Raw genomic sequence first — 20,460 nt, forward strand, 5'->3', positions numbered from 1 at the left:
AGCCGCCAAGGCTGAGGCCCAGCACGGCCAGCGCCCCCAGACCGGAAGCGCCCAGCACCAGACGGCGGGCGGTCTTGCCATGAAGGGGGCGGGTCGGGGTGTCGGTCATCAGGCGCATCTCCGGACGCGGGATAATTATCGTCCGCGCGCAGCTTCGCTCTTGGCAAGCGCGCGCGCTGCCTCCTATCGCTGCCCGCATGGCCGAGCGCAAGACATCTCGCATGAGGATCGATCAGCTGCTGGTGGAGCGGGGGCTGGCCGAAAGCCGCACCCGTGCCGCCGCGCTGGTCATGGCCGGACTGGTGTTCCGGGTGGACGACAAGGGCGGCGACAGCCGGATCGACAAACCGGGCCAGCAAGTGCCGGTCGACACGGCGATCAGCGTGAAGGGCAAGGACCATCCGTGGGTAGGGCGCGGGGGGATCAAGCTCGATCACGCGATCAAACATTTCGGGCTCGACCCGAGCGGCGCGGTGGCGATGGACATCGGCTCCTCGACCGGCGGGTTCACGCAGGTGCTGCTGCACCATGGGGCCGAGCATGTGTTCGCGGTCGATGTCGGCACCAATCAGCTCGACTGGAAGCTGCGGCAGGACGAGCGCATTACCTTGCTCGAACAGACCAATGCGCGCGAACTGACCCGCGCCCAGATCGACCGCCCATGCAACTGGGTAGTCTGCGATGCGAGCTTCATCGGCCTTGCCAAGGTGCTGGAGGTGCCGCTGGCGCTGGCGGCGCCGCAATGCCGGCTGGTGGCGCTCATCAAGCCGCAGTTCGAAGTCGCGCGCGGCGAGGTCGGCAAGGGCGGGATCGTGCGCGACCCGGCGCTGCACGATCGGGTCTGCCGCGAGGTGTGCGACTGGCTCGAAGGCAACGGCTGGACGATCGAGGGGCTGGCCCCAAGTCCGATCACCGGCACCGAGGGCAATGTCGAATTCCTCGTCCACGCGTACCGCGATGGCACGAAAGCCTCCGATTCCGACTAAACAGGGCGAATCCGCGGGTTGCGGGCGGCAGGCACACGCGGCACAACCTGTTGCGGACTACCTGTCCGAATCGCACACGGGGGATTGATGAATCGTCTTGCCAGCCCGGCACAGTTGCGCGCCAGCCTCATGCGCTGGTCTCTGTTTCTCGTTCCGGCGGTATTGCTGCTCGGATTCATGTCGGGTCAGTTGGCGGGGAGCGGGGGTGACAACCCGTGGTTCGCTCAGCTCACCAAGCCCGGCACCTTCCCGCCACCGGCCGCTTTCGGCATCGTCTGGTCGATTCTCTATGTGCTGATGGGGCTGGCGGCGGCAGGGGTCTGCTCTGCCTTCGGATCGCGCTTTCGCACGGCGGCGGTCATCGCTTTCGTGGTGCAGTTGTGCCTGAACCTGCTGTGGTCGCCGATGTTCTTCCTGTGGCACAATATCGCCGGGGCGCTGGTGGTGATTGCGCTGCTCGACCTGGCCGTGCTGGTGACGATCTACCTGTTCTTCCAGGTGCGGCGCTGGGCCGGGTTGCTGCTGCTGCCCTATCTGGCGTGGATCCTGTTTGCCACGCTGCTCAACTTTCAGTTCCTGCAGCAGAACCCGGATGCTTCGAACGATGCGCCCAACAACGCGGTCCAGCGGATCGAAATGAGGTGACGCAGCATCTTGCGCAATGCGCGCGCAAGGATCATCTAGACGCCATGCAGAGCCAGAACCCGATCATCGCCGACTTCGTCAAACTCGCCAATTCCGCTGCGGGCACGCTCGCGGGGATGAGCCGCGAGGCGCGTGACAATGCGCGCGAGAAGATGAAGGAATCGCTCGGCGGGCTCGATTTCGTCAGCCGCGAGGAGTTCGACGCGGTGAAGGACATGGCCGCCAAGGCGCGCGAAGAGAACGAGGCGCTGGCCGCGCGTATTGCCGCGCTTGAGGCGAAGCTGTCCTGATCGTTCAGGGGTAGCGCCGCGGCCGTAGAAGGCGGCTTTTGTTGCAGTGCAAAACGTGCTTCTGTGTATCCTTGTCAGACAGGGGATCCACACCGCATGCGCCGCTTTTCCCGCCTTCTCTTCACCGCCTCGTTACTGACGGTCGCCGCCGCGCCCGCGCTGGCGCAGGACAGCGCCTTCGGTGGTCAGTCCGGCCCGGATCTGTCGATCGAGGCGATCGAGCCAGACGGAGCAGCGGCGGACATCGGGCTGGCCGGGCAGCAGCCGGTCGACATTGCACGCTATCTGCTCGCCAACGGTGCGAGCGAGGCCCGCCTTTCCCCTGACGGTCAGACCATTGCCTTCATCCAGCGGCTCACCGGCCAGCCCGAGCTATGGGTGTTGCCTGCGAGCGGCGGCCAGCCGCGTCAGCTCACCTTCGCCACCGGGGTGACGATGTTCCGCTGGCTGCCCGATGGCTCGGGCCTGTTCTACGCCGCCGACCGCGACGGCAACGAGCAGCCCGGCTACTTCGGCATCAGCCTCGACGGCACGCGCGAGCGTTCGATCCTGCCCGCGGCCTCCGGCGATTTCCGCGACTTCGCCGGTTTCGCCGATGATGGGCGCTTCGTCTATTCCTCCACACTGAGAAATGGCCTCGACTACGACGTCTACCAGGCTGATCTGCAAGGTAATTCGCGGATCGTCTACGAGGGGCATTACGGCACTATCGCCAAGTCGGTGTCGCCCGACGGGCGCTATGCCATCGTGGCCGAGACGGTGGGCGAGGATGCCGACAACCTCTCGCTGCTGGACCTTCAGAGCGGAGAGCTGCGCGCCATAGACGCGCCGCCGGTCGAGGACCGCGCCAGTCACACGCTGGGAGGGTTCGAATGGCTGCCCGATAGCTCGGCCTTTTACATGTCGAGCAATTCGGGGCGCGAGTTCGGTGCGCTCACCATGGTCGATCCGTCCACCCTTGCCAGCACCGTCATCGAAGCGGGCGATGCCGATGTCAGCGACATTGCGCTGTGCGGCGGAGGGTTCGCCTATGTCGTCTCCCGCGACGGGTTCGACAGTCTCTGGTACAACGACGGTGACGGGCCGCAGGGCGTCGCAGGCCTGCCTGAAGGCACCTACGACATCGACTGCGCCGCCAGCAGCCTGATGGTGCGGGTGAACGGCTGGGCGACGCCGGGCGATATTTACGTGGTCGATACGAGCGACCTAAGCGCGCGACAGGTCTTCGCCTCGACCTTCGCCGGTGTCGATCCGGCCAGCCTCGTGCGGCCGCAGGTGGTGCGCTATCCGGCGCGCGACGGGGTGGAGCTGCAAGGCCTGCTCTATCTGCCGCGCGGGGCCGGAACGGGCGGGGATGCGCCGCCGGTGGTGTTCGACGTTCACGGCGGGCCCTCGGGCCAGTCGTCGCCGACATGGGATGCAACGTCGCAATACCACGTCGCGCGCGGGGTGGCGGTGTTCAAGCCCAATGTGCGCGGTTCGACCGGGCTGGGGCGGACCTATTCGACGCTCGACGACCGCGAGCGGCGGCTCGATTCGGTGCGCGATCTGGTCGATCTCAAGGGCGCGCTCGCTGCCGATGGGCTGATCGATGGTAGCCGCGCGGCGGTGATGGGCGGATCCTATGGTGGCTATATGGTCAACGCCGTGCTGTCCGAATATCCCGATGCCTTTGCGGCCGGTGTTTCGCTGTTCGGGGTCGGCAACTGGATCACCGCGCTCGAGGTGGCGTCGCCAGCGCTCAAGGCCAGCGACCGAATCGAATATGGCGACATCACCGAGCAACGCTGGCGCGACGTTTACGGTCAGATGAGCCCGGTGTTCCGCGCCGACCGCATCGCCGTGCCGGTGCTTTATTCGCACGGCGCAATGGACCCGCGGATCGACATCTCGGAAACCGAGGTGATGGTGCAGGCGCTTCGCGGCAACGGCATCACCGCCGAGTTCATCCGCATCCCCGACGAAGGCCACGGCTGGCGCAAGCTGGCGAACCGGCTGTTCTACTACCGCGAGCAGGCGCGTTTCCTTGAGGATCAGCTTGGTGTGGGAGCGGTGGGGGAATAGCGGCTCCTGAATGGTGGCTGCCCTTCGACAAGCTCAGGGTGAGCGGGTGTCTGTTCGCTCTTCAAGCCATATCCGCTCAGGCTGAGCCTGCCGGAAGCGAAGCTGGGCCGAAGGTCCGCCCTCACGCGCCTGCCTCTTGCACATAGGTGGCGCAGGCCTAACACCACCCCGCCATGAAACTGCGCACCTCTGCCATCCTCGTTGCCGCCCGTGCCCACGGGGAGACCGCCGTGATCGCGCGGCTGCTGACCGAGGACCATGGCCTTGTCGCGGCCTATGTCGCGGGCGGGCGTGGGCGGCAGTTGCGGCCCGTGGTGCTGCCGGGGAATCTCGTCGCGGCCGAAATCTCCGCGCGCTCGGACAGTCAGCTGCCTTTCGCCCGGCTCGAACTGCTCGCCAGCCGGGGCCCGTGGCTCGCCGAGCCGCTGCCCGCCGCCGCCATCGCCTGGGCCACCGCGCTCACCGCCAGCGCCTTGCCCGAGCGCTACCCCTATCCTTCACTCCATGCCGCGCTGGATGCGCTGCTCGATGCCATTTGCCATGCGCCATCGGCGCGCGGCTGGGCTTCGGCGCTGGTCGGATACGAAGCGCTGATGCTGCGTGAGCTGGGTTATGGCGGGCGGGTTGCGCGGCCCGAGGGCGATATGGCTGACCTGCTGGCGGCGATGGATGCGCTCGGCCAGCCGATTGCGGACTACCTGCTTGCAGGCACGCGCGGCGATGTTATGGCCGCGCGCTCACGTCTCAGAGACTTGCTGGAAAGAATACAATGATGATCGCTTGCTTGCCCGGTGACGGTATTGGCCCCGAAATCATGGCCGAGGCGCTGCGCGTTCTGGCCGCGCTCGATCTCGGCATCGAGACCGCCATCGCCGATGTCGGCGGCGCGGCTTACAAGGCGCATGGCCACCCGCTGCCGCCCGAAACGCTGGAGCTGGCACGCACCAGCGATGCGGTGCTGTTCGGCGCGGTGGGCGATCCCGAGTGCGACAATCTCGAACGTCACCTGCGGCCCGAGCAGGCGATCCTCGGCCTGCGCTCGGCGCTCGGCCTGTTCGCCAACCTGCGCCCCGCCACGATGTTCAAGGGCCTTGAGGACATGAGCGCGCTCAAGCCCGAGGTCGCCTCCGCCATCGACCTCCTCATCGTGCGCGAGCTGAACGGCGACGTCTATTTCGGCGAGAAGGCCCAGCGCGTGCTCGAAGACGGGCGGCGGCAGGGCTATGACTTCATGTCCTATGCCGAGGACGAGGTGCGCCGCATCGCCCATGTCGCCTTCCGCGCCGCACAGGGGCGCAAGGGCAAGCTGTGCAGCGTCGACAAGGCCAATGTACTCGAAACCAGCCAGCTGTGGCGCGACGTGGTGATCGAGGTCGCCGCCGAATATCCCGATGTCGAACTGAGCCACATGTATGTCGACAACGCGGCGATGCAGCTGGTGCGCAACCCCGGCCAGTTCGACGTGGTGGTGACGGGCAACCTGTTCGGTGACATCCTGTCCGATCAGGCGAGCATGTGCGTCGGCTCGATCGGCCTGCTCGCCAGCGCCGCACTGGGTGAGCGGCAGACCGCAAGTGGCACCTTCGGGCTCTACGAGCCGATCCACGGCAGCGCGCCCGATATCGCCGGGCAGGACAAGGCCAATCCGATGGCGATGATCCTGTCGCTGGCTATGCTGCTGCGTCATTCGCTGGGGCTGGAAGAGGCGGCTGTGCGGGTCGAAAAGGCCGTGTCGCAGGCGCTGGCCGACGGCATCACCGGCGCCGATCTGGGCGGCTCTGCGGGCACCACCGAGGTGGGCGATGCGGTGCTCGCGCGGCTCTAGGTAGCAATCCGCGAGGAACCGGAGCGGTGTTTGGGCCGTTCCTGAGTCATATTCGCCGCCAATAATGCGGCTTAAGACTCAGGAGCGAACCATGGAATTTATCTTCGGCGTTGTCGTGCTGTTGCTCGACATTTGGGCCATCATGAACATCATTTCGAGTTCCAGCTCGACCGCCAGCAAGGTGCTGTGGACCATCGGTATTATCGTGCTGCCGGTCATCGGTTTCCTCGCGTGGTTTCTGTTCGGCCCCAAATCGGGCAGCCGTGTCCTGGCCTAAGAAGGCCGGACTAACCGATTGAAGAAAAGGGCCGGTATCGCCACGCGCGATGCCGGCCCTTTTCGTATCAGCGCCAGCCGTCGAACCAGGCCCAGATCAGGAACGACTGGTTGCCCGCGAGGGGCGCGGCGCTGAGAACCGGATACCAGAAGGCAAAGGTAATCAGTGTCGCCAGCGTCACGCCCGCAGCAACGATCCGCCAGCCACGCTGCCACATTTCGGTCACTGCCAGCGCCAGCGCTGCCGAGAGGAAGATCGAGGGCAGGAAATAGTGGAAGTAGAACTGCACCGGCTTGGGTGCGACAACCCATAGCGCCATGCTGATAAGATAAAGCAGAGCCACGCCGAGGCAGTCGCGCCGCCCCTCTTTCGCGCCCGCCCACAGGCACCATCCCAGCGCGGGCAGACCGGCGATCATCGTCACCGGGTTGCCGATCACCATGATGCCGCGCTGCGCCCCGTCGATCACCTCGTAAAGATACCAGATCGCGCGGCCGTTCACGATCCATTGCCACCAGACGCTTTGGTAGGGATGCGGCTTCAGCACCTGTTGTTGCAGTTCGAGCATCTGCCGGTGCAGCGCCACGATCCCCGCGCTGGTGTGGCCCGGATCGGCAAAGGCGCCGTAGGGCAGGAACGCCGCCCAGTAGACCGCGAGCGGCCAGACGCCGAGCCACAGGGCCGCCTCCCACAGCGCCATGCCGCGGATCGGCGCAAAGCGCGTGCCGGTGAGCGTCTGCCAGCGCGCCTCCCGCACCCGGATCGCGAGGAAGGTCAGGCCCGGCAGCACCGCCAGCGGCACCGCATTCCATTTGCAGGCCATCGCCGCGCCGATCGCTGCTCCGCCGATAGCGAGCCGCCAGCGGGCGGTCTCGTTCTGGCGGAATGCGCCGACCACCATCCACGTCGCCAGCATCAGGAACGAGACCATGAACACGTCGAGCATCGCGATCCGCGACTGGACGAACAGCACGAAGTTGCTGCCCACGAACAGCCCGGTGAGGACACTGGCCGTCCCCGCGCGCCCGGTCAGCCACACCGCGCGCATCGTCGCGAACAGCGCCAGCGTGCCGAACAGTGCCGCGAGCGCGCGCCAGCCGAACGGACTATCGCCGAACAGCCATATCGACAGCGCGATCAGTTCCTTGCCGAGCGGCGGGTGTTCGAGATTGACCGCATTCGACAGGTCGAGGAAGTGCCGCGCCGCCGCGACATAGTGGACCTCGTCGAAATAGGGCGTCGAGGGAATCCTGATGCGGATCAGCACCAGCACCAGAAACAGCAGAGCGATCAACCCGTGCCAGATGATCGGATCGCTGGCGCGGTGGGGTGGGGCAAGCAGCCGTCTCATTGTCTCAGCGAATAAGGGGGGCGCGCGCCAAGGGCAATTGGCAAATCGGCTCCATGTCCGTAAACGCGCGGATCATGAAGAAGACCACCGGCATAGATCGCAGCCAGACCAGTTCCTGGCGTCCCGCCACCCGTGCCGTGCGTTCGGGCACCTGGCGCTCCGACCATGGCGAGACGAGCGAGGCGCTTTATCTCAACAGCGGCTATTCCTACGACAGCGCGCAGGAAGTGGCCGAACGCTTTGCGGGCGAGGCCGAGGGCATGGTCTATTCGCGCTTTCAGAACCCCACCATCGCGATGCTCGAAGAGCGGATCGCGGCGATGGAGGGGGCCGAGGCGTGCAAGGTGCAGGCCTCGGGCATGGCGGCGATGACCACCGCGCTGCTGTGCCAGCTGTCGGCGGGCGACCATCTGGTGGCGGCCAAGGCGGCCTTCGGTTCGTGCCGGTGGATCCTCACCAACGTGCTGGCCCGCTTCGGGATCACCCACACCGTGGTCGACGGGCGCGACAATGCCGCCTGGGAGGCTGCGATCCAGCCCAACACCAAGGTGTTCTTCTTCGAGACCCCGGCCAACCCCACGCTCGACATTGTCGACCTGCGGTTCGTCTGCGGGCTGGCGAGGGCGCACGGGATCACCACGCTGGTCGATAACGCCTTCGCCACCAGCGCCTTGCAGCGCCCGCTCGAATATGGGGCGGACCTTGTCGCCTATTCCGCCACCAAGCTGATGGACGGACAGGGTCGGGTACTGGTGGGCGCGGTCTGCGGTTCGGACGAGTTCATTCACGGAACGCTCTCGCCGTTCCAGCGCAACACCGGCCCGGTTTGTTCGTCGTTCAACGCCTGGGTCGTGCTCAAGGGGCTGGAGACGCTCTCGCTGCGCGCATTCCAGCAGAGCGCAAATGCACTGCAAGTGGCGCAGTTCGTCGAGGGGCGCGGGGTGAAGGTGCTCTATCCGGGCTTGCCGAGCTTTGCCCAGCACGAGCTGGCGGCGAGCCAGATGGATGCCTTCGGGCCGATCTTCAGCTTCGTGATGCCGGGCGGGCGAGAACAGGCCTTTACTGTGCTCGATGCGATGCAGCTGGTCGATATCTCGAACAATATCGGCGATGCGAAGTCGCTCGCCTGCCATCCGGCCAGCTCCACGCACCACTCGATGGGGCCGGAAGGGCGCGCCGACATGGGCGTCGACGAGGGCATGATACGGATCAATATCGGGCTCGAAGACCCGCTCGACCTGATCGACGATCTGGGCCGTGCGCTTGATGCTGCGGGAATTTGATCGACGGTCCGTACAAATGTGTGGTGCGGGATCGACGAAACGCGCATAGGCTGGGATTTCGTGACCGCGAGAGCCCCCGCAAGTGCCGATCATTCCTGACTATTATGCCCGTCTCGTAGAATCCTGCGACGATGCCATCGTTGCAAAGACTATCGATGGCACGATCATTGGCTGGAACGCGGCGGCGGAACGCCTGTTCGGCTATTCGGCGGAGGAAATGGTCGGACGGTCGATCCGGCATCTCCTCCCCGCCGACCGCGAGCATGAGGAAGACGAGATCCTCGGGCGCATCAGCCAGGGCGAGGTGGTTGGCCAGTTTCTGACCAAGCGGCTGCACAAGGATGGCTCGCTGCTCGACATTTCGGCCTCCGTCTCGCCGGTGCGCGATGGCGAGGGCAGGATCGTCGGCCTCAGCAAGATTGCGCGCAACGCGGGGCCATACCTTGAAAACCAGCGCCGCATCCGCGAGGCCGATCTGCGCTTTCGCATGATGGCCGACAACATCAGCCAGCTTGCCTGGATGGCCCACCCCGATGGCAGCATCTTCTGGTACAACCAGCGCTGGTACGATTACACCGGCACCGATCTGGAAAGCATGCAGGGCTTCGGCTGGCAGGCGGTGCATCACCCCGAGCATGTCGACCGCGTGACCACCGGCTACCGTCTCAGCGTGGCCGCGAAGGAGCGCTGGGAGGACACTTTCCCGCTGCGCGGCAAGGACGGGCAATATCGCTGGTATCTGTCGCGCGCGCTGCCGGTGCGCGGCGAGGATGGCGAGGTACGCCACTGGTTCGGCACCAATACCGACATTACCGAACAGCGCGAGCAGGCCGAGCAGATCCGCGTGCTGCTGATGGAGGTCAACCACCGTTCGAAGAACATGCTGGCGATCGTTCAGGCGCTGGCCCGCCGCACCGCGCCCGACGATGCCGGGTTCGTTGCCCGGTTCGAGGAGCGGGTCCGTTCGCTGGCGGTCAATCAGGATATTCTGGTGCGGCGCGAATGGCGCGATGTGCCGGTGCTCGACCTGGTGCAGCAGCAGCTCCGTTTCGTTGAGACGGCGAGGGGTGGGCTGATGCTTGACGGGCCCGCCGTTTCGCTGACTCCGCGCGCGGCCGAGGTGATCGGCATGGCCCTGCACGAGCTGGCGACCAATTCGCTCAAGCACGGGGCCTTGTCGCGCGATGGCGGCAAGGTCACGATTGGCTGGGACAAGGGCGATGCGGACAAGGGCGATGCGGACAAGGGCAATGCGGACAAGGCCGGCCCGGCGGGGTTCAGGATGTTCTGGCGCGAGGAAGGTGGACCGCCGGTGGCGGCGCCGCAACACATCGGGTTCGGCACCAGCCTGATCAGCGATATCCCGCGGCGCTCGCTCTCGGCCGAGGTCACGCTCGACTATCCGCGCGAAGGCGTGCGGTGGGAGCTATCGTGCGGGCCGGAGGTTGTCGCCGGGCAGGGATAGGTCGCGAAGGCCTTGCCCCCGGCCGCAAAGCCGCTAGGCTGCGCGGGCCATGACCGATGCCACATTTCAATCGCTGTTCCAGCAAGAGGCCACCACCCACGGCGTGACCGTGCGCGTGGCCGTCAGCTTCATGCCCGAGCAATCGCGGGTGGAGGCCGGGCGCTGGTTCTGGGTCTATCACATCCGTATCGAGAACCACCGCAACGAGACGATCCAGCTGCGCACCCGGCACTGGCGCATTTCCGATGCCGACGGGATGATCAACGTGGTCGATGGCGAGGGCGTGGTCGGCGAGATGCCGGTGCTCGCTCCGGGGCAGGCGCATGACTATGTGTCGGGGTGCGAACTGACCACGCCCCACGGCGCGATGGAGGGGCACTATGGCTTTACCCACGCCAACGGTTCTCTGTTCGAGGTGGCCATTCCCCATTTCATGCTCGAAACTCCGGCCCAGCGCGCCCACTAGAGGGCTTGCCGGGCCGCGCGTCGAGGCATAGACCGCGCGCCTGAGACCATGAAACGCACACACCTGCCCTTGAACGCCTTGCGCGTATTCGATGCCGCCGCGCGGCACCTCAGCTTCACCCGCGCCGCCGACGAGCTGGCCGTGACCCCGGCTGCTGTCGGCCAGCAGATCCGCGCGCTCGAAGATGTGCTCGGCGTGGTGCTGTTCCGCCGCACCAGCAAGGGGCTCGAACTGACCGAAGAGGCGCAGTCCGGGCTTGAGCCGCTGCGCGAAGGGTTCCTGCGGTTCGAGGAAAGCGTCGAGGCGATGCAGGCGGGGCAGGGCTCGTCCACCTTCGCCATCGCCGCCCCGCGCGAGTTCTTCGCGCAGTGGCTGGCGCCGCGGCTGGCCTTGTTCCGCGCCGCCAACCCCGAGGTGCGGTTCGCGCTGGCGGGCGATGAACATGCCGATTTCACCGAGGCCAACCTCGATCTGGCGGTGCGGCTGGTCGAAGGGCCGGGCGAACTGGAGGGCGTGCAACTGGCACCGGGCGAGCGAGTGGCGGTGGCCGCGCCGGGTGCGCAGGACGGCTGGATCAGCTGGCCCGGTTTCGAACCGGAAGACGATGCGCGCGTGGTCTTGCAGGCCGGAAATGCCGGACAGGCGCTCTCGGCGGCCCTGGCGGGGATGGGGGCGGCGCTGATGCCGCTGCCGCTGGTGGCGGAAGCGCTGGCTGGCGGCCTGCTGCTGGCACAGGGCGAAACGCGGGTTTGTCGGCGGGCGTTCTGGCTGGTCGCGCCGCGTCCACAGTGGCGCCAAAAGAAAGTGCGTGCGCTGGTGGAACACCTTACTAGCGAAAGCTGAGAAGTCGTTCGGGCTTTCATTTGCCAGCAAGGTAGCGGGTGCTTAAGGCATCTTACTTAGTGGCTCGATAATGGAGTGATTTACGATGCGTGCAGGTTTCTTGATGGCGGCTCTGCTTGCCGGCGCGGCAATGGCGGTTCCGGCGGCGGCGCAGCCGGTGCGAAATCTTGACCATGAAGAGACCAACGCCCGCGTTTTCAATGGCGTTTACAACGATAAGCCGGTGTTGTTCGAAGTCACGCTGCCAGCGGGGCAGGCGATGCGCGTAGACGTGATGTCCACCAGCGAACTCGACCCCTATCTGAAGATATACAACGCCGAGACCGGCGATCTGATCGCCGAGAACGATGATGGCGGTGAAGGGCTCAACTCGCGCGCCATGGTCACGGCCACACAGGACATGCACCTGCGCATCGCCGTCAGCTCGTATGGGGCGCGCGATGAGGCCGACGGCCTCGTGGGCACCGGCGAAGAGATCGTCGAAGGCGGGTTCGTTTCGGGGAGCAGCTTCGATCTTAAACTCACCGTGCTCGACTATGAAGTGCAGCCCGTGCGAGCGGTGACCTGGGGCAGCGAGGAGAAGGGGCAGTTCTTCGGCGGTGAGGAGCACCTCTATACCATCACGGGCGAAGAAGGCCTGCTGCTCGAAGTGGCGATGATCGCCGATCCTGACGATTCCAGCGGGCTGGATCCCTATCTCACGCTGCGCGATGCCAGCGGCAAGACGCTGGCCCAGAACGACGACGGCGGCGAGGGGCTGAATGCGCTGCTGCGCTATGTCATGACCGGCAACGAAACCTATACCATCGTTGCCAGCGGTCTCGGCGATAGCGCGGGCGGTTACAGCCTGCGCGTGGCACCGCGGCGCGAGCCGATCGTGCAGGCACCGTTGCAGGTGGTGGCTATCGGCGACACCGCGACCGGGCGCATCGGCGCGGGTTACGAAAATGGCGATATCGATCCGAGCTCGCTGGATTACCAATTGTCGGAAAGCGCGCTGGCGGCAATCAGCAGCGGCCGTGCCGGCGAAATCACCGTGCGCATGTCCAAGGCGAAGAGCGAGGACGCCGATTTCGGCAACGGCCTCGATCCTTATCTTGAACTGGGCTTCGATACGCCGCTCGGCTTTGCCGTCGTGCAGAACGACGACGACAGCGCGGGCGACTTCAACGCCATGATCCCGATCGATCTTTCGGTTCTGAAGAACAATCCGGAGATGCTCTCGGCGCTGAGGATCAAGGTGAAGGGCTACGGTGAGAGCACGGGCGACTATGTCCTCACCGTCACCTCGGGACTTGAGCCGGTCGATTCCGAATACGGCGAATATCTCGAAAGCGCGATCGATCCGGTCGCCTCCCCGCCGGTGCAGGTGCAGTCTTCCCCGATGGCATTTCCCGCCCGCCACTAAGGCCGGTGTCCGTGTCGGGCAGGGCCTTGCGCCTTGCCCGCTTCGGGCCTTCGATCTGCCTCCTGGGATCGCTGCCATTTATGGACAGCGGCGGGTTTGTCATAGTAAAGATCGCCTATGACAGAGCCGCTCGCCATCAGCCCGGACCACCTGTTCGATAGCCTCACCGCCAAGCAGCGGGAAACGATGGACCTGCTCTGCGATGGCTGGACGAGCAAGGAAATCGCCACCAAACTCGGCGTTTCGGAAAGCGCCGTGGTGCAGCGCATCGAGACCGTGCGCGCCAAATCGGGCGGCCTGCTGCGCAAGGAGCTGGTGCGCCTCTATCGTGACTATGCCAGCGCCGGCGAGGCAGACTGTAAGCAGAATACAGGTAAGATTTTTCAGCTGTCCGAGTGGGAGCATGATGTCGATACCGGCATCAGGAACGACGCGGACGACGATCTGGTCCTGAGCGATGCGATGTCTTTTCATCGCAGCGCTCCCTGGGCCAGCCAGTCAGAGCCCCGCGTTGTCCCGGAGGTGCTCGACGGCGATTCCGCCACTCTGTACCGATTGCTTGCCGCCGTGGGGCTGGCGTTGGGCATGGTCGCTCTAACGCTCATCCTGCTGGCCGTTGCGGAGGCTCTGGGCAATCTGGTCTGACGGTATTTCGCTTTACCTCCCTGATCATGGGGCCTGGCCGTGAGCAAGCCGGGCGGGAGTTAAAGTGAAATGCTGACTGTCGAAACTGCCGGTGTGCGCGTTGCCGCCGACCTCGAAGAAGCCGAACGCCTCAGCAACGAATGCATGCGCGCCTATGCCCGCCTGCAGATGAGCATGATGAATGTCCGGCTCGAAACCGACCTGCCGCAGTATCAGGGGCACACCGCCGTGATGCGCCTGCAGGAAGCCCAGAAGGCGCAGGTTGAGGCGATGGGGCAACTCGCCCGCGCGCACAAGGCGCTGCGCGACGACTTCCTGACCGTGACCGGGATGCCGGAAACGATCGGCCGTTGCCCGATCGGCGCCGTTCAGGAAGCGCCGAGCATTGCTGCTTGACGATTGAATATGATGGCCGGTCGTGGTGGTAAGACACCATGGCCGACTATCTTCTGTTCAATTCCCGGATCATTGCCCAGCACGTGGTTATTTTCGGTCTGGCGATCTACGCCTACCTGCGCGCGGATGCACCCGAGCGGATTGCCACATCCGTGCTGCCAGCCATGATCGTGCTACAGTATGTCAACCAGATCGTTTTTCCCGAAGGCGGCAGCTACGAGGCAATCGAGATCGGTGATCTCGTCATTGATTCCCTCGCGCTGGTCGTATTTGCGGGCCTCGCGATCAGAGCCAACAGGATCTACCCGCTATGGCTTCTGGGAGCGCAACTGATCGCGGTGATGATGCACTTCTTGCGCGATATCAGCGCCGGGATGGAGGGCGGCGTCTATTTCATCCTCACCCGGGCGCCGTCGTACATCCAGATCGTGGCCCTGATGGCGGGGCTGTACTGCCACCGGCGGCGGATAGCGCGCTACGGCAGCTACCGGTCCTGGCGGACCTCCTGAGGCCGATCCTCGGCAGCGAAGCACAGGCCAGCGCGAGCGATCTGCTGCTGCGGTTCGGCTCGATTTCGGCAATTATGACCGCAAGCCGCGAGGCGCTCTGTCAGGCGCTGGAGGGCAACGGCGCGGTGGCCGAGGCCCTGCTTGCCGCGCGCACGCTCGTTTCGGCGGGATGGCGCGAAGCAATCAGCGGGCAGGCGGTCGATGCGGCCGATCCGCGCCTTGCGCAGTATCTGCTCGGCCTGCTCCAGAACCCTTACGAAGAGCGGCTCCACGCCATCTTCCTCACCGCAAGCGATCACTATATCCGCGACGAGGAGATCGCTGCCGGAAGCCGCTCGGGCCTGTCCTTGCGGATGCGCACTATTGTGCGGCGTGCGTTCGAGCTCGATGCGCACAAACTCATCCTTGCCCACAACCATCCCTCGGGTGTGGCCGCGCCCAGCAAGGAAGACCGGCTCGCCACGGCCCGCTTTGAATACGTGGCGCGAGAGCTTGAGCTGGTGCTGGTCGATCATCTGATCGTCGGGGCCGGGCAGGCCTATTCGATGCGCCGCAATTCCCTCTTACCCTACTAAAAAACGTATGGTAGCAAAGGCTTATCTTTCGGATCTCCGAAAGGTATAGGTGTGCCCGTAGATAATTCAGGTATTGAACCATGTCTGCCACTGACGATCATGCAAATAAGCTGCAGTCGGCCGCCACACTTGCGCGCGGCCGGGGTGAGGGTGGGGTTATGCCGGATAACGACGCCAAGGGAGAAGCCTGGGGATTCGCGCGCAACGCACAGGCGCAGACGCGCGATCTGGACCATTTGACCGAAGATGCCTTGCGCAGGGTAGCCCGGCTCAGTCCGCCTTCGGGGGTATTGCTTGACCTGCTGCTGGATGGCTACGGCGCGCGGGACATGCTGGCGACAACGGGCTTTGCACCGGCTCAGCTCGACGAAGCGCTGGCCGCCTTGTTTGCCGAACTCGATGCAGGATCGACTACGGACGCGATCCGGATTGCGATCTACGCAGACTATCGTCGCTCAAGGGATAGGTCCGTATCGCCTGATTGAGCTCGTGCTCGATCATCAGGCAGTCAAGGATCGCGGCGAGCAGCGCCTGCGGCATGGTCGAGCCGAGAGCCTTGCCCATTGCGCCGCCCCGGAACAGACGCACGCTGGCCTTGGTGCCCTTGTCGCTTTGCTGGATTTCCAGCTCGGGCTCGGAACTGAGCAGCAGCGCGGCAGCGCCATCGAGTTGCTCCGCTTCGAGCAGCGCTTCAAGACAGGCCGCGCGGTTGCGGTTCAGGCCTTCGATTTGCAGCGACCTGGGCGCCAGCAGGCAGATGTGGCAGGCCAGCCGCAGCAGCCGCGCCAGATTGAGCAGGTCCAGCCGATCATGCCTTAACGAGCCTGCGATCCTTTCGACGCGGGAGATCCAGATCTCCGGCAGCAAAGGTTCCAGATCCTCGACATCGCAGCCTTTCATTCGCCGCACCCCTTGGTTCCAACTGTCGCCCGGCGGTCGCAAAGGACACGCCGCGCGCCAACTCCGTCCACGGGCTCCAGGGCCCCACAAAACGATTCCGCCAATCTCGCGACACCAACGTCAATATGACTTTTGTTGGTCTGACCGATGTTCCGCTAAGGTGAACCGCCTGGGGTTGCAAGGGAAATAACAATAGAAGGAGGGGGTTATGGCTCGTTCTTACCGCCCTTGTCGCTCCGGGCGCGGGCCGGTGCCGGGGTCGTGATCAAAGGGCTGGGCGAAGCGGCTGCGGTCGTCGTTTTCGGCGGTGACGGCCGCTTCCTCGCCCGCCGCGATGCGGGCCTGCTGCGCGCGGCTCGCGCTGATGTAATCGCGCGGCATGTAGTTGCCCTCGTGGCAGGCATACTCGAAGAACTGGTAGTCGTCGTCCCGGCTCCACGAGAGGCGGGTGGTCCAGGGCCGGGTATAGACCTCGGGGTCGGAATAGGTGAGTTCGTGGACGATCTCGTCCGGCCCGACCATGGTCAGCCGCTCTACCGTCATCGCCTGATCGCTCATCGGCACGGTGTTGAAGGCGGGCACGGTGGTGGTGCCGGTGAACTGCGTCGCCATGTTAAGCGGGCTGGCCGAGCGGGCGTAGCTGTCGCGTGTGGCGCTGTCGCCCGAGACGATGTTGGTGGTCTCGATCACCAGCGTCTTGCCTTCCCACCAACCGCGCGAATTGCCCATCCATGCCTCGACCGGCTTGTCCCACTTCGCTGCCTGCGCCGCTTCCTTGCTGTCGTAGATCTTCACAACTCGCGTGCCGAGCATCTCCAGCACGATGGTCATCACGCCGGGGCTCTGGAAGATGCGGATGCCGTTGTTGTAGCGGAACGGGTACATCGAGGCCGGAAACCCGCGCGAAACGCAGCGATCCCAGCTGTCGAAGTCGCTCACCCAGTCATAGCCCTGTCCCGGCACCCAGCCCGAGCGGCCCTCCTTGAACAGCTCCGTCGCCTGCGGGGTGAGGGCGGGGAGCTGGCCATCGGCGGGGCTGACCAGCATCGCGGTGCGCTTGCCGAAGCTGGTCGCGCGGAACCACGCCTCCAGCCCCTCGGTCCCCGCAGTGCCGATGCCAGTCTCGGTCGCCTCGGCGAAGTTGCCGTCGTTCCCGCGCGCGGCGGCGAGGCGGCGTTCGAACTCCTCGTCGTTGACCCACTGGCGGTCCCCATAGGCGGCGGGGCGCTGGAACAGGATATGCCCGGTGTTGATATTCTCAATCGGCCAGGTGCCGGTGAAATCGTAGTCGCCCCACGAGGTCTTCGCGGGTTCGTAGTCGGTGGGGACGGGGGGCAGCTCGGTGAGGTCGGCGGGACGCTCCTGCGCCGCGGCGGGAACGGCAAGCGCGGCGGCGGACACGGCGCACAAAGCGGCGGCAAGGCGGCTGATCATCGGTTGTCTCTCCCCAGACAGATGCGGACAAATTGATTTTGTCCAATGCTAGTGGAGTTTGTCTGTCGCGGCAATCTCTGTTTGGGTCGCGCCTTGCTCCCCTCCCGGTGGGGAGGGGCTGGGGGTGGGGGCTCGACGCTGGACCCCCATCCCAACCCTTCCCCACAGGGGAAGGGCTTTGTGGGGCAATGCTATGTCATCCCGCTCAGGTCGGAGGTGAGAGGGGGCCTACGCCTCGCGCTCTTGCCCCTCTCTGGCGCGCAGCGCATCGACCTCGGCGCTGATCAGGTCGACCAGCGCGCCGCGGTTGCGCTCGGCCTGCTGCATGAGGTCGGTCAGCACCTCGGCGCGGATGCGTTCGTAGACCGCGTTGCCGGGGCGCAGGTGCTGCGAGTATTTCTCCGGACGCCGGTTCTTCAGGAAGAACATCACGAGGTTCTCGTTATGCTTCGCGCCGTGGACGACGATGTCGCCATTGGCGAGCACATGTTCGTAGGGCACGCCCTTGATCGCGCGGTCCATGGCGGCGGCCTCGATCCGGTCGACCCCGCGATCGACCGCGGCTTCCCACGCGGCGGCAAAGCCCTCGGCACCGGGTTGCTGGCGCAGCTTGTACAGCGCCTCGAGCGAGACCCCGATGTGCATGGCCGCGCGGGCGACGATCCCGGTGGCGGCGAGCATGGCGATGAAGTCGCGCTGCTTGTCGGGCGTGATCGAGTTCCGGCGCGGCCGCTTGTGGAGATATGGCGCAAAGTCGAGCAGCGGATCGTCCGCGGCGGGGAGCGGGCCGGGGGCGGTCATATAGCTGGTGCCCTGCCGCGCGGTCGCGCGCTGGTGGCCATTGGGCGCGGGAGCGTCAGGGGTGAGCGGCTGCGGGCGAGCGGGCTTTTTGGGTGAGTCGGACATCTGCCAGTGTGGAGCAGATTCGTCTGGTTGTAGGAAAGGGGAATTTATGGGGCGGTCAGTCACGCAAGGATCGTGAGGTTCACCCAGCCTCGCCTTGATGGCGGGCAATGGCCAGTTGCGCTGCGGCGACAAGTGCTGGACTATCGCGAATTTTCGGTGAACCTAGGCGAGATGAAGACGCTTTCGTTACTGTTCGGCATCCTGCTCGCCATCGCCACGTTTGTTTGGTTTTTCTATTTCGTGCCACTGGGTTGCGCAATGAACACGACCGGCTGCCGGGAGCGGTTCGATGTGGTGAGCGAGATCGGCTTGCTCCATTTCTGGGCGCCGCTGACGGTGGCGGGGCTGGCTGTTTTCTATGGGGCAAAGCGCTAGCTGGATGCGCGGGCTGGCGCGAAATGCCGCCGGCAAATATAGCTGGTTGCCTGACGCGCAGTGGCGCGCTGGTGGCCGTTGGGCGCGGGGGGTGCCAGGGGTGAGCGGCTGCGGGCGCGCGGGCTTTTTGCGTGAGTCGGTCATCTGCGAGTGTGGAGCAGATTTGGGGGCGTGTAGCAAAGCGTGATTCTGCTACTGGAAGTTGTGGGCGAAGTGTTGAATACGCTCGCATAAGGCAAGGGGTTTGTTTTGATTATTGGTAGCGCGCATTATATTTAGAAAGGTAAATTTCAAAATCTTCAATAAGATTTAAGTATTCTGACAATGGCTTTGCGAAATTTATCATTGTCACTTCTTTAGGTGCAAGTGGATTATTCCTAATTTGCGAAAACTGAGTGAACATTGATCTAAACGTTGAGGATTGTATAATAGTTATTTTGTTTGCCATTTCAGTATCTATTAGAGCTCCGTAGCGAAATATTATTTCAGCAGATTTGTCGGACTCTTTAAAACCCGAAAGAATATACTGATACCAATTTAGATTCTGACCAGAACTCATTGACGCAGCCGGCGCATTGCTCTCGTCTAAACGAATTTTAGAAAGGATTGTGCCAACATTTCCGGGGTTATTTTTTTCGCCCCAGAGATTTGTACTGTACACCTTGTCAATACCCTCAGAGAATGATTTTGATCTGCTTAAAAACAAATGTGCATGTCTTGAAACAGAAGGGTGAATTGATGCCCTCTCAGTAAAGAATGGAATTCTAACAACTATTATATAAAAGATATAGCTGGCTAAGATTGATATCAGGCAAGCCTCTATTAAGAATCCAATTTTTTGAGCGCCGAAGAAAACCTCTCGATAATTATCAAATATCAAAGATTTTATAATTATAAATAGAAAAGAAATAATTGCTATAGCGTTAACCCCGGTTGGGCACCCTGAAAAAATTCTGAATAATAATTTCATTTTATTCATATTCACCTCATATTTTTCAGCACCGATATATTAAATCTTTAATAAACTAGCGGTTTTATTATTAATTTTTGTTAATCCATAAATTTAAAGTGCTTCTGCGTTCCTATCTCTTGCTGTGGAGGGGTTGCTTCTTTAGAGGGGGAAAGTGGGTTGGGTCTTACTGTCATATCGGATAGATTATATTTATTTGTTGGTCCACATACGAGGCGCATCGTTTCGGCCATAATTCTCTTGCTGTTCTGGGTGTGGCGATGGCCGGGGCGACCTTCTTTCTATTAGTCTAGGCTGTCGCATGTGATGGAAATGGTTGAGCGGAAGCCTGAGTGAGTGGTCTTTCGCTTGACTTGATCGTAAAGTGAATAATGTAAACTCCGGGGCTATGCTCATGCAGCTTACAAATGCCGAGGAAATGGCGAGAAATGCCGGATTAAGAAACGGCAAGGGCTTTCGCGCTCGGCTGCGACGTCGATTGCCGGAGTGTCACGAGCTGGGGAGTTGGAGTGTCTTGATCGGAAGCGGTAAACATGAGGCGATGCAGCGAGAGTTGAAAGCATACCTTGATAGTCGTCGGGGCAACTGATCTCCCCTTGACCCGCGCCCCACACCCCGCTAATGGCCCGCCCTTCGCAGGTCCGTCCGCAAGGTCGGCTTTGCAATCATAGAGCTGAACATTGTCGGCCCCGTCCCCGCGCCAAGGCAAAGGGGCAGTCGGCAAAGTAACCCGGTTATCTGGCTGTGCCAGCACTCCGGGTGGAGCGTTTCAGGCTCGCGCGAGTTGGGCGACGGTGTTGCCTATGCTTCGACAAGCTCAGCATGAGCAGTCGTTTCTCGCACGATC

Annotated in this window: 23 protein-coding genes; 18 read left to right on the top strand and 5 right to left on the bottom strand. The window is 63.5% G+C overall.

Going from position 1 to position 20,460, the window contains the following annotated elements; genetic code table 11:
• Window positions 1–221 precede the first annotated feature (221 nt).
• From D2V17_RS00090 to D2V17_RS00120, 7 genes are all read left to right on the top strand, one after another.
• Window positions 222–986 carry a TlyA family RNA methyltransferase gene (locus D2V17_RS00090; protein ID WP_119591176.1) on the top strand — a complete coding sequence of 255 codons (765 nt, stop codon included), beginning with the start codon at window positions 222–224 and terminating at the stop codon, window positions 984–986.
• An 87-nt stretch (window positions 987–1,073) separates the two neighbouring features.
• Window positions 1,074–1,631: a TspO/MBR family protein gene (locus D2V17_RS00095; protein ID WP_119591115.1), complete on the top strand. Its 558-nt coding sequence runs from the start codon at window positions 1,074–1,076 to the stop codon at window positions 1,629–1,631.
• 44 nt (window positions 1,632–1,675) lie between these two features.
• Complete coding sequence (locus D2V17_RS00100; RefSeq protein WP_119591177.1) at window positions 1,676–1,921, top strand: accessory factor UbiK family protein; 246 nt, start codon at window positions 1,676–1,678, stop codon at window positions 1,919–1,921.
• A 96-nt stretch (window positions 1,922–2,017) separates the two neighbouring features.
• Window positions 2,018–3,985 carry a S9 family peptidase gene (locus tag D2V17_RS00105; protein WP_119591116.1) on the top strand — a complete coding sequence of 656 codons (1,968 nt, stop codon included), beginning with the start codon at window positions 2,018–2,020 and terminating at the stop codon, window positions 3,983–3,985.
• A gap of 173 nt (window positions 3,986–4,158) precedes the next feature.
• On the top strand, window positions 4,159–4,758 hold the full coding sequence (gene recO, locus D2V17_RS00110; protein WP_119591117.1) for a DNA repair protein RecO: 600 nt from the start codon (window positions 4,159–4,161) through the stop codon (window positions 4,756–4,758).
• Window positions 4,755–5,810: a 3-isopropylmalate dehydrogenase gene (leuB, locus tag D2V17_RS00115; protein WP_119591118.1), complete on the top strand. Its 1,056-nt coding sequence runs from the start codon at window positions 4,755–4,757 to the stop codon at window positions 5,808–5,810. Before recO ends, leuB begins: the two co-directional genes overlap by 4 nt.
• Before the next feature lie 91 nt (window positions 5,811–5,901).
• A complete protein-coding gene (locus tag D2V17_RS00120) occupies window positions 5,902–6,087 on the top strand; it encodes a PLDc N-terminal domain-containing protein (protein ID WP_119591119.1) in 186 nt (61 codons plus the stop codon).
• Between the two features lie 67 nt (window positions 6,088–6,154).
• Here D2V17_RS00120 and D2V17_RS00125 read toward each other — a convergent pair whose 3' ends face one another.
• A complete protein-coding gene (locus D2V17_RS00125; RefSeq protein ID WP_119591120.1) occupies window positions 6,155–7,438 on the bottom strand; it encodes a phospholipid carrier-dependent glycosyltransferase in 1,284 nt (427 codons plus the stop codon).
• A 74-nt stretch (window positions 7,439–7,512) separates the two neighbouring features.
• Here D2V17_RS00125 and D2V17_RS00130 point away from each other — a divergent pair, with 74 nt between their 5' ends.
• From D2V17_RS00130 to D2V17_RS20865, 10 genes are all read left to right on the top strand, one after another.
• Entirely contained in the window at window positions 7,513–8,721 is a 1,209-nt protein-coding gene (locus D2V17_RS00130) for a trans-sulfuration enzyme family protein (RefSeq protein WP_119591121.1), read from the top strand.
• An 82-nt stretch (window positions 8,722–8,803) separates the two neighbouring features.
• Window positions 8,804–10,186: a PAS domain S-box protein gene (locus D2V17_RS00135; RefSeq protein WP_245978377.1), complete on the top strand. Its 1,383-nt coding sequence runs from the start codon at window positions 8,804–8,806 to the stop codon at window positions 10,184–10,186.
• Between the two features lie 49 nt (window positions 10,187–10,235).
• Window positions 10,236–10,652, top strand: coding sequence for a Co2+/Mg2+ efflux protein ApaG (apaG, locus tag D2V17_RS00140; protein WP_119591122.1), 417 nt, complete (start codon window positions 10,236–10,238; stop codon window positions 10,650–10,652).
• Window positions 10,653–10,700: 48 nt separating this feature from the next.
• Window positions 10,701–11,495: a LysR family transcriptional regulator gene (locus D2V17_RS00145; protein ID WP_119591123.1), complete on the top strand. Its 795-nt coding sequence runs from the start codon at window positions 10,701–10,703 to the stop codon at window positions 11,493–11,495.
• Between the two features lie 85 nt (window positions 11,496–11,580).
• Window positions 11,581–12,903, top strand: coding sequence for a hypothetical protein (locus D2V17_RS00150; protein ID WP_119591124.1), 1,323 nt, complete (start codon window positions 11,581–11,583; stop codon window positions 12,901–12,903).
• Between the two features lie 117 nt (window positions 12,904–13,020).
• Entirely contained in the window at window positions 13,021–13,548 is a 528-nt protein-coding gene (locus D2V17_RS00155) for a sigma factor-like helix-turn-helix DNA-binding protein (protein WP_119591125.1), read from the top strand.
• Between the two features lie 69 nt (window positions 13,549–13,617).
• Window positions 13,618–13,944 carry a hypothetical protein gene (locus tag D2V17_RS00160; RefSeq protein ID WP_119591126.1) on the top strand — a complete coding sequence of 109 codons (327 nt, stop codon included), beginning with the start codon at window positions 13,618–13,620 and terminating at the stop codon, window positions 13,942–13,944.
• 38 nt (window positions 13,945–13,982) lie between these two features.
• The gene (locus tag D2V17_RS21105; RefSeq protein WP_191228999.1) at window positions 13,983–14,453 is read left to right on the top strand and encodes a hypothetical protein; all 471 of its coding nucleotides are present in this window, start codon (window positions 13,983–13,985) and stop codon (window positions 14,451–14,453) included.
• Between the two features lie 74 nt (window positions 14,454–14,527).
• Complete coding sequence (locus tag D2V17_RS21110) at window positions 14,528–15,028, top strand: JAB domain-containing protein (protein WP_191229000.1); 501 nt, start codon at window positions 14,528–14,530, stop codon at window positions 15,026–15,028.
• Between the two features lie 80 nt (window positions 15,029–15,108).
• The gene (locus D2V17_RS20865) at window positions 15,109–15,513 is read left to right on the top strand and encodes a hypothetical protein (protein WP_147367133.1); all 405 of its coding nucleotides are present in this window, start codon (window positions 15,109–15,111) and stop codon (window positions 15,511–15,513) included.
• Here D2V17_RS20865 and D2V17_RS00170 read toward each other — a convergent pair.
• The 3 genes from D2V17_RS00170 to D2V17_RS00180 all read right to left on the bottom strand — a co-directional run bounded on the left by D2V17_RS00170 (window position 15,440) and on the right by D2V17_RS00180 (window position 18,268).
• Window positions 15,440–15,928, bottom strand: coding sequence for a hypothetical protein (locus D2V17_RS00170; RefSeq protein WP_119591128.1), 489 nt, complete (start codon window positions 15,926–15,928; stop codon window positions 15,440–15,442). The genes D2V17_RS20865 and D2V17_RS00170 overlap by 74 nt on opposite strands.
• A gap of 219 nt (window positions 15,929–16,147) precedes the next feature.
• Window positions 16,148–17,362 carry a hypothetical protein gene (locus D2V17_RS00175; protein ID WP_119591129.1) on the bottom strand — a complete coding sequence of 405 codons (1,215 nt, stop codon included), beginning with the start codon at window positions 17,360–17,362 and terminating at the stop codon, window positions 16,148–16,150.
• 228 nt (window positions 17,363–17,590) lie between these two features.
• A complete protein-coding gene (locus D2V17_RS00180) occupies window positions 17,591–18,268 on the bottom strand; it encodes a hypothetical protein (RefSeq protein WP_245978378.1) in 678 nt (225 codons plus the stop codon).
• A 132-nt stretch (window positions 18,269–18,400) separates the two neighbouring features.
• On the opposite strand from D2V17_RS00180, the gene D2V17_RS00185 reads away from it, so the two are divergent.
• A complete protein-coding gene (locus D2V17_RS00185; protein ID WP_220474040.1) occupies window positions 18,401–18,643 on the top strand; it encodes a hypothetical protein in 243 nt (80 codons plus the stop codon).
• A 253-nt stretch (window positions 18,644–18,896) separates the two neighbouring features.
• Here D2V17_RS00185 and D2V17_RS20870 read toward each other — a convergent pair whose 3' ends face one another.
• Complete coding sequence (locus D2V17_RS20870; RefSeq protein ID WP_147367135.1) at window positions 18,897–19,622, bottom strand: hypothetical protein; 726 nt, start codon at window positions 19,620–19,622, stop codon at window positions 18,897–18,899.
• Between the last annotated feature and the right edge of the window lie 838 nt (window positions 19,623–20,460).

The sequence above is a fragment of the Aurantiacibacter xanthus genome (assembly GCF_003584015.1).
Classification (GTDB): Bacteria; Pseudomonadota; Alphaproteobacteria; order Sphingomonadales; family Sphingomonadaceae; genus Alteraurantiacibacter; species Alteraurantiacibacter xanthus.

Excerpts from the sequence above, each read along its gene's own strand:
- D2V17_RS00120 (WP_119591119.1), top strand. The coding sequence starts at position 5,902 with ATGGAATTTATCTTCGGCGTTGTCGTGCTGTTGCTCGACATTTGGGCC.
- D2V17_RS00150 (WP_119591124.1), top strand. The coding sequence starts at position 11,581 with ATGCGTGCAGGTTTCTTGATGGCGGCTCTGCTTGCCGGCGCGGCAATG.
- D2V17_RS00090 (WP_119591176.1), top strand. The coding sequence starts at position 222 with ATGAGGATCGATCAGCTGCTGGTGGAGCGGGGGCTGGCCGAAAGCCGC.
- D2V17_RS20870 (WP_147367135.1), bottom strand. The coding sequence starts at position 19,622 with ATGAATAAAATGAAATTATTATTCAGAATTTTTTCAGGGTGCCCAACC.
- D2V17_RS00105 (WP_119591116.1), top strand. The coding sequence starts at position 2,018 with ATGCGCCGCTTTTCCCGCCTTCTCTTCACCGCCTCGTTACTGACGGTC.
- D2V17_RS21110 (WP_191229000.1), top strand. The coding sequence starts at position 14,528 with ATGACCGCAAGCCGCGAGGCGCTCTGTCAGGCGCTGGAGGGCAACGGC.
- D2V17_RS00160 (WP_119591126.1), top strand. The coding sequence starts at position 13,618 with ATGCTGACTGTCGAAACTGCCGGTGTGCGCGTTGCCGCCGACCTCGAA.
- D2V17_RS00170 (WP_119591128.1), bottom strand. The coding sequence starts at position 15,928 with ATGAAAGGCTGCGATGTCGAGGATCTGGAACCTTTGCTGCCGGAGATC.
- D2V17_RS00155 (WP_119591125.1), top strand. The coding sequence starts at position 13,021 with ATGACAGAGCCGCTCGCCATCAGCCCGGACCACCTGTTCGATAGCCTC.
- apaG (WP_119591122.1), top strand. The coding sequence starts at position 10,236 with ATGACCGATGCCACATTTCAATCGCTGTTCCAGCAAGAGGCCACCACC.
- D2V17_RS00175 (WP_119591129.1), bottom strand. The coding sequence starts at position 17,362 with ATGATCAGCCGCCTTGCCGCCGCTTTGTGCGCCGTGTCCGCCGCCGCG.
- D2V17_RS21105 (WP_191228999.1), top strand. The coding sequence starts at position 13,983 with ATGGCCGACTATCTTCTGTTCAATTCCCGGATCATTGCCCAGCACGTG.
- leuB (WP_119591118.1), top strand. The coding sequence starts at position 4,755 with ATGATGATCGCTTGCTTGCCCGGTGACGGTATTGGCCCCGAAATCATG.
- D2V17_RS00130 (WP_119591121.1), top strand. The coding sequence starts at position 7,513 with ATGAAGAAGACCACCGGCATAGATCGCAGCCAGACCAGTTCCTGGCGT.
- D2V17_RS00125 (WP_119591120.1), bottom strand. The coding sequence starts at position 7,438 with ATGAGACGGCTGCTTGCCCCACCCCACCGCGCCAGCGATCCGATCATC.
- D2V17_RS20865 (WP_147367133.1), top strand. The coding sequence starts at position 15,109 with ATGTCTGCCACTGACGATCATGCAAATAAGCTGCAGTCGGCCGCCACA.
- D2V17_RS00180 (WP_245978378.1), bottom strand. The coding sequence starts at position 18,268 with ATGTCCGACTCACCCAAAAAGCCCGCTCGCCCGCAGCCGCTCACCCCT.
- D2V17_RS00095 (WP_119591115.1), top strand. The coding sequence starts at position 1,074 with ATGAATCGTCTTGCCAGCCCGGCACAGTTGCGCGCCAGCCTCATGCGC.
- recO (WP_119591117.1), top strand. The coding sequence starts at position 4,159 with ATGAAACTGCGCACCTCTGCCATCCTCGTTGCCGCCCGTGCCCACGGG.
- D2V17_RS00100 (WP_119591177.1), top strand. The coding sequence starts at position 1,676 with ATGCAGAGCCAGAACCCGATCATCGCCGACTTCGTCAAACTCGCCAAT.
- D2V17_RS00145 (WP_119591123.1), top strand. The coding sequence starts at position 10,701 with ATGAAACGCACACACCTGCCCTTGAACGCCTTGCGCGTATTCGATGCC.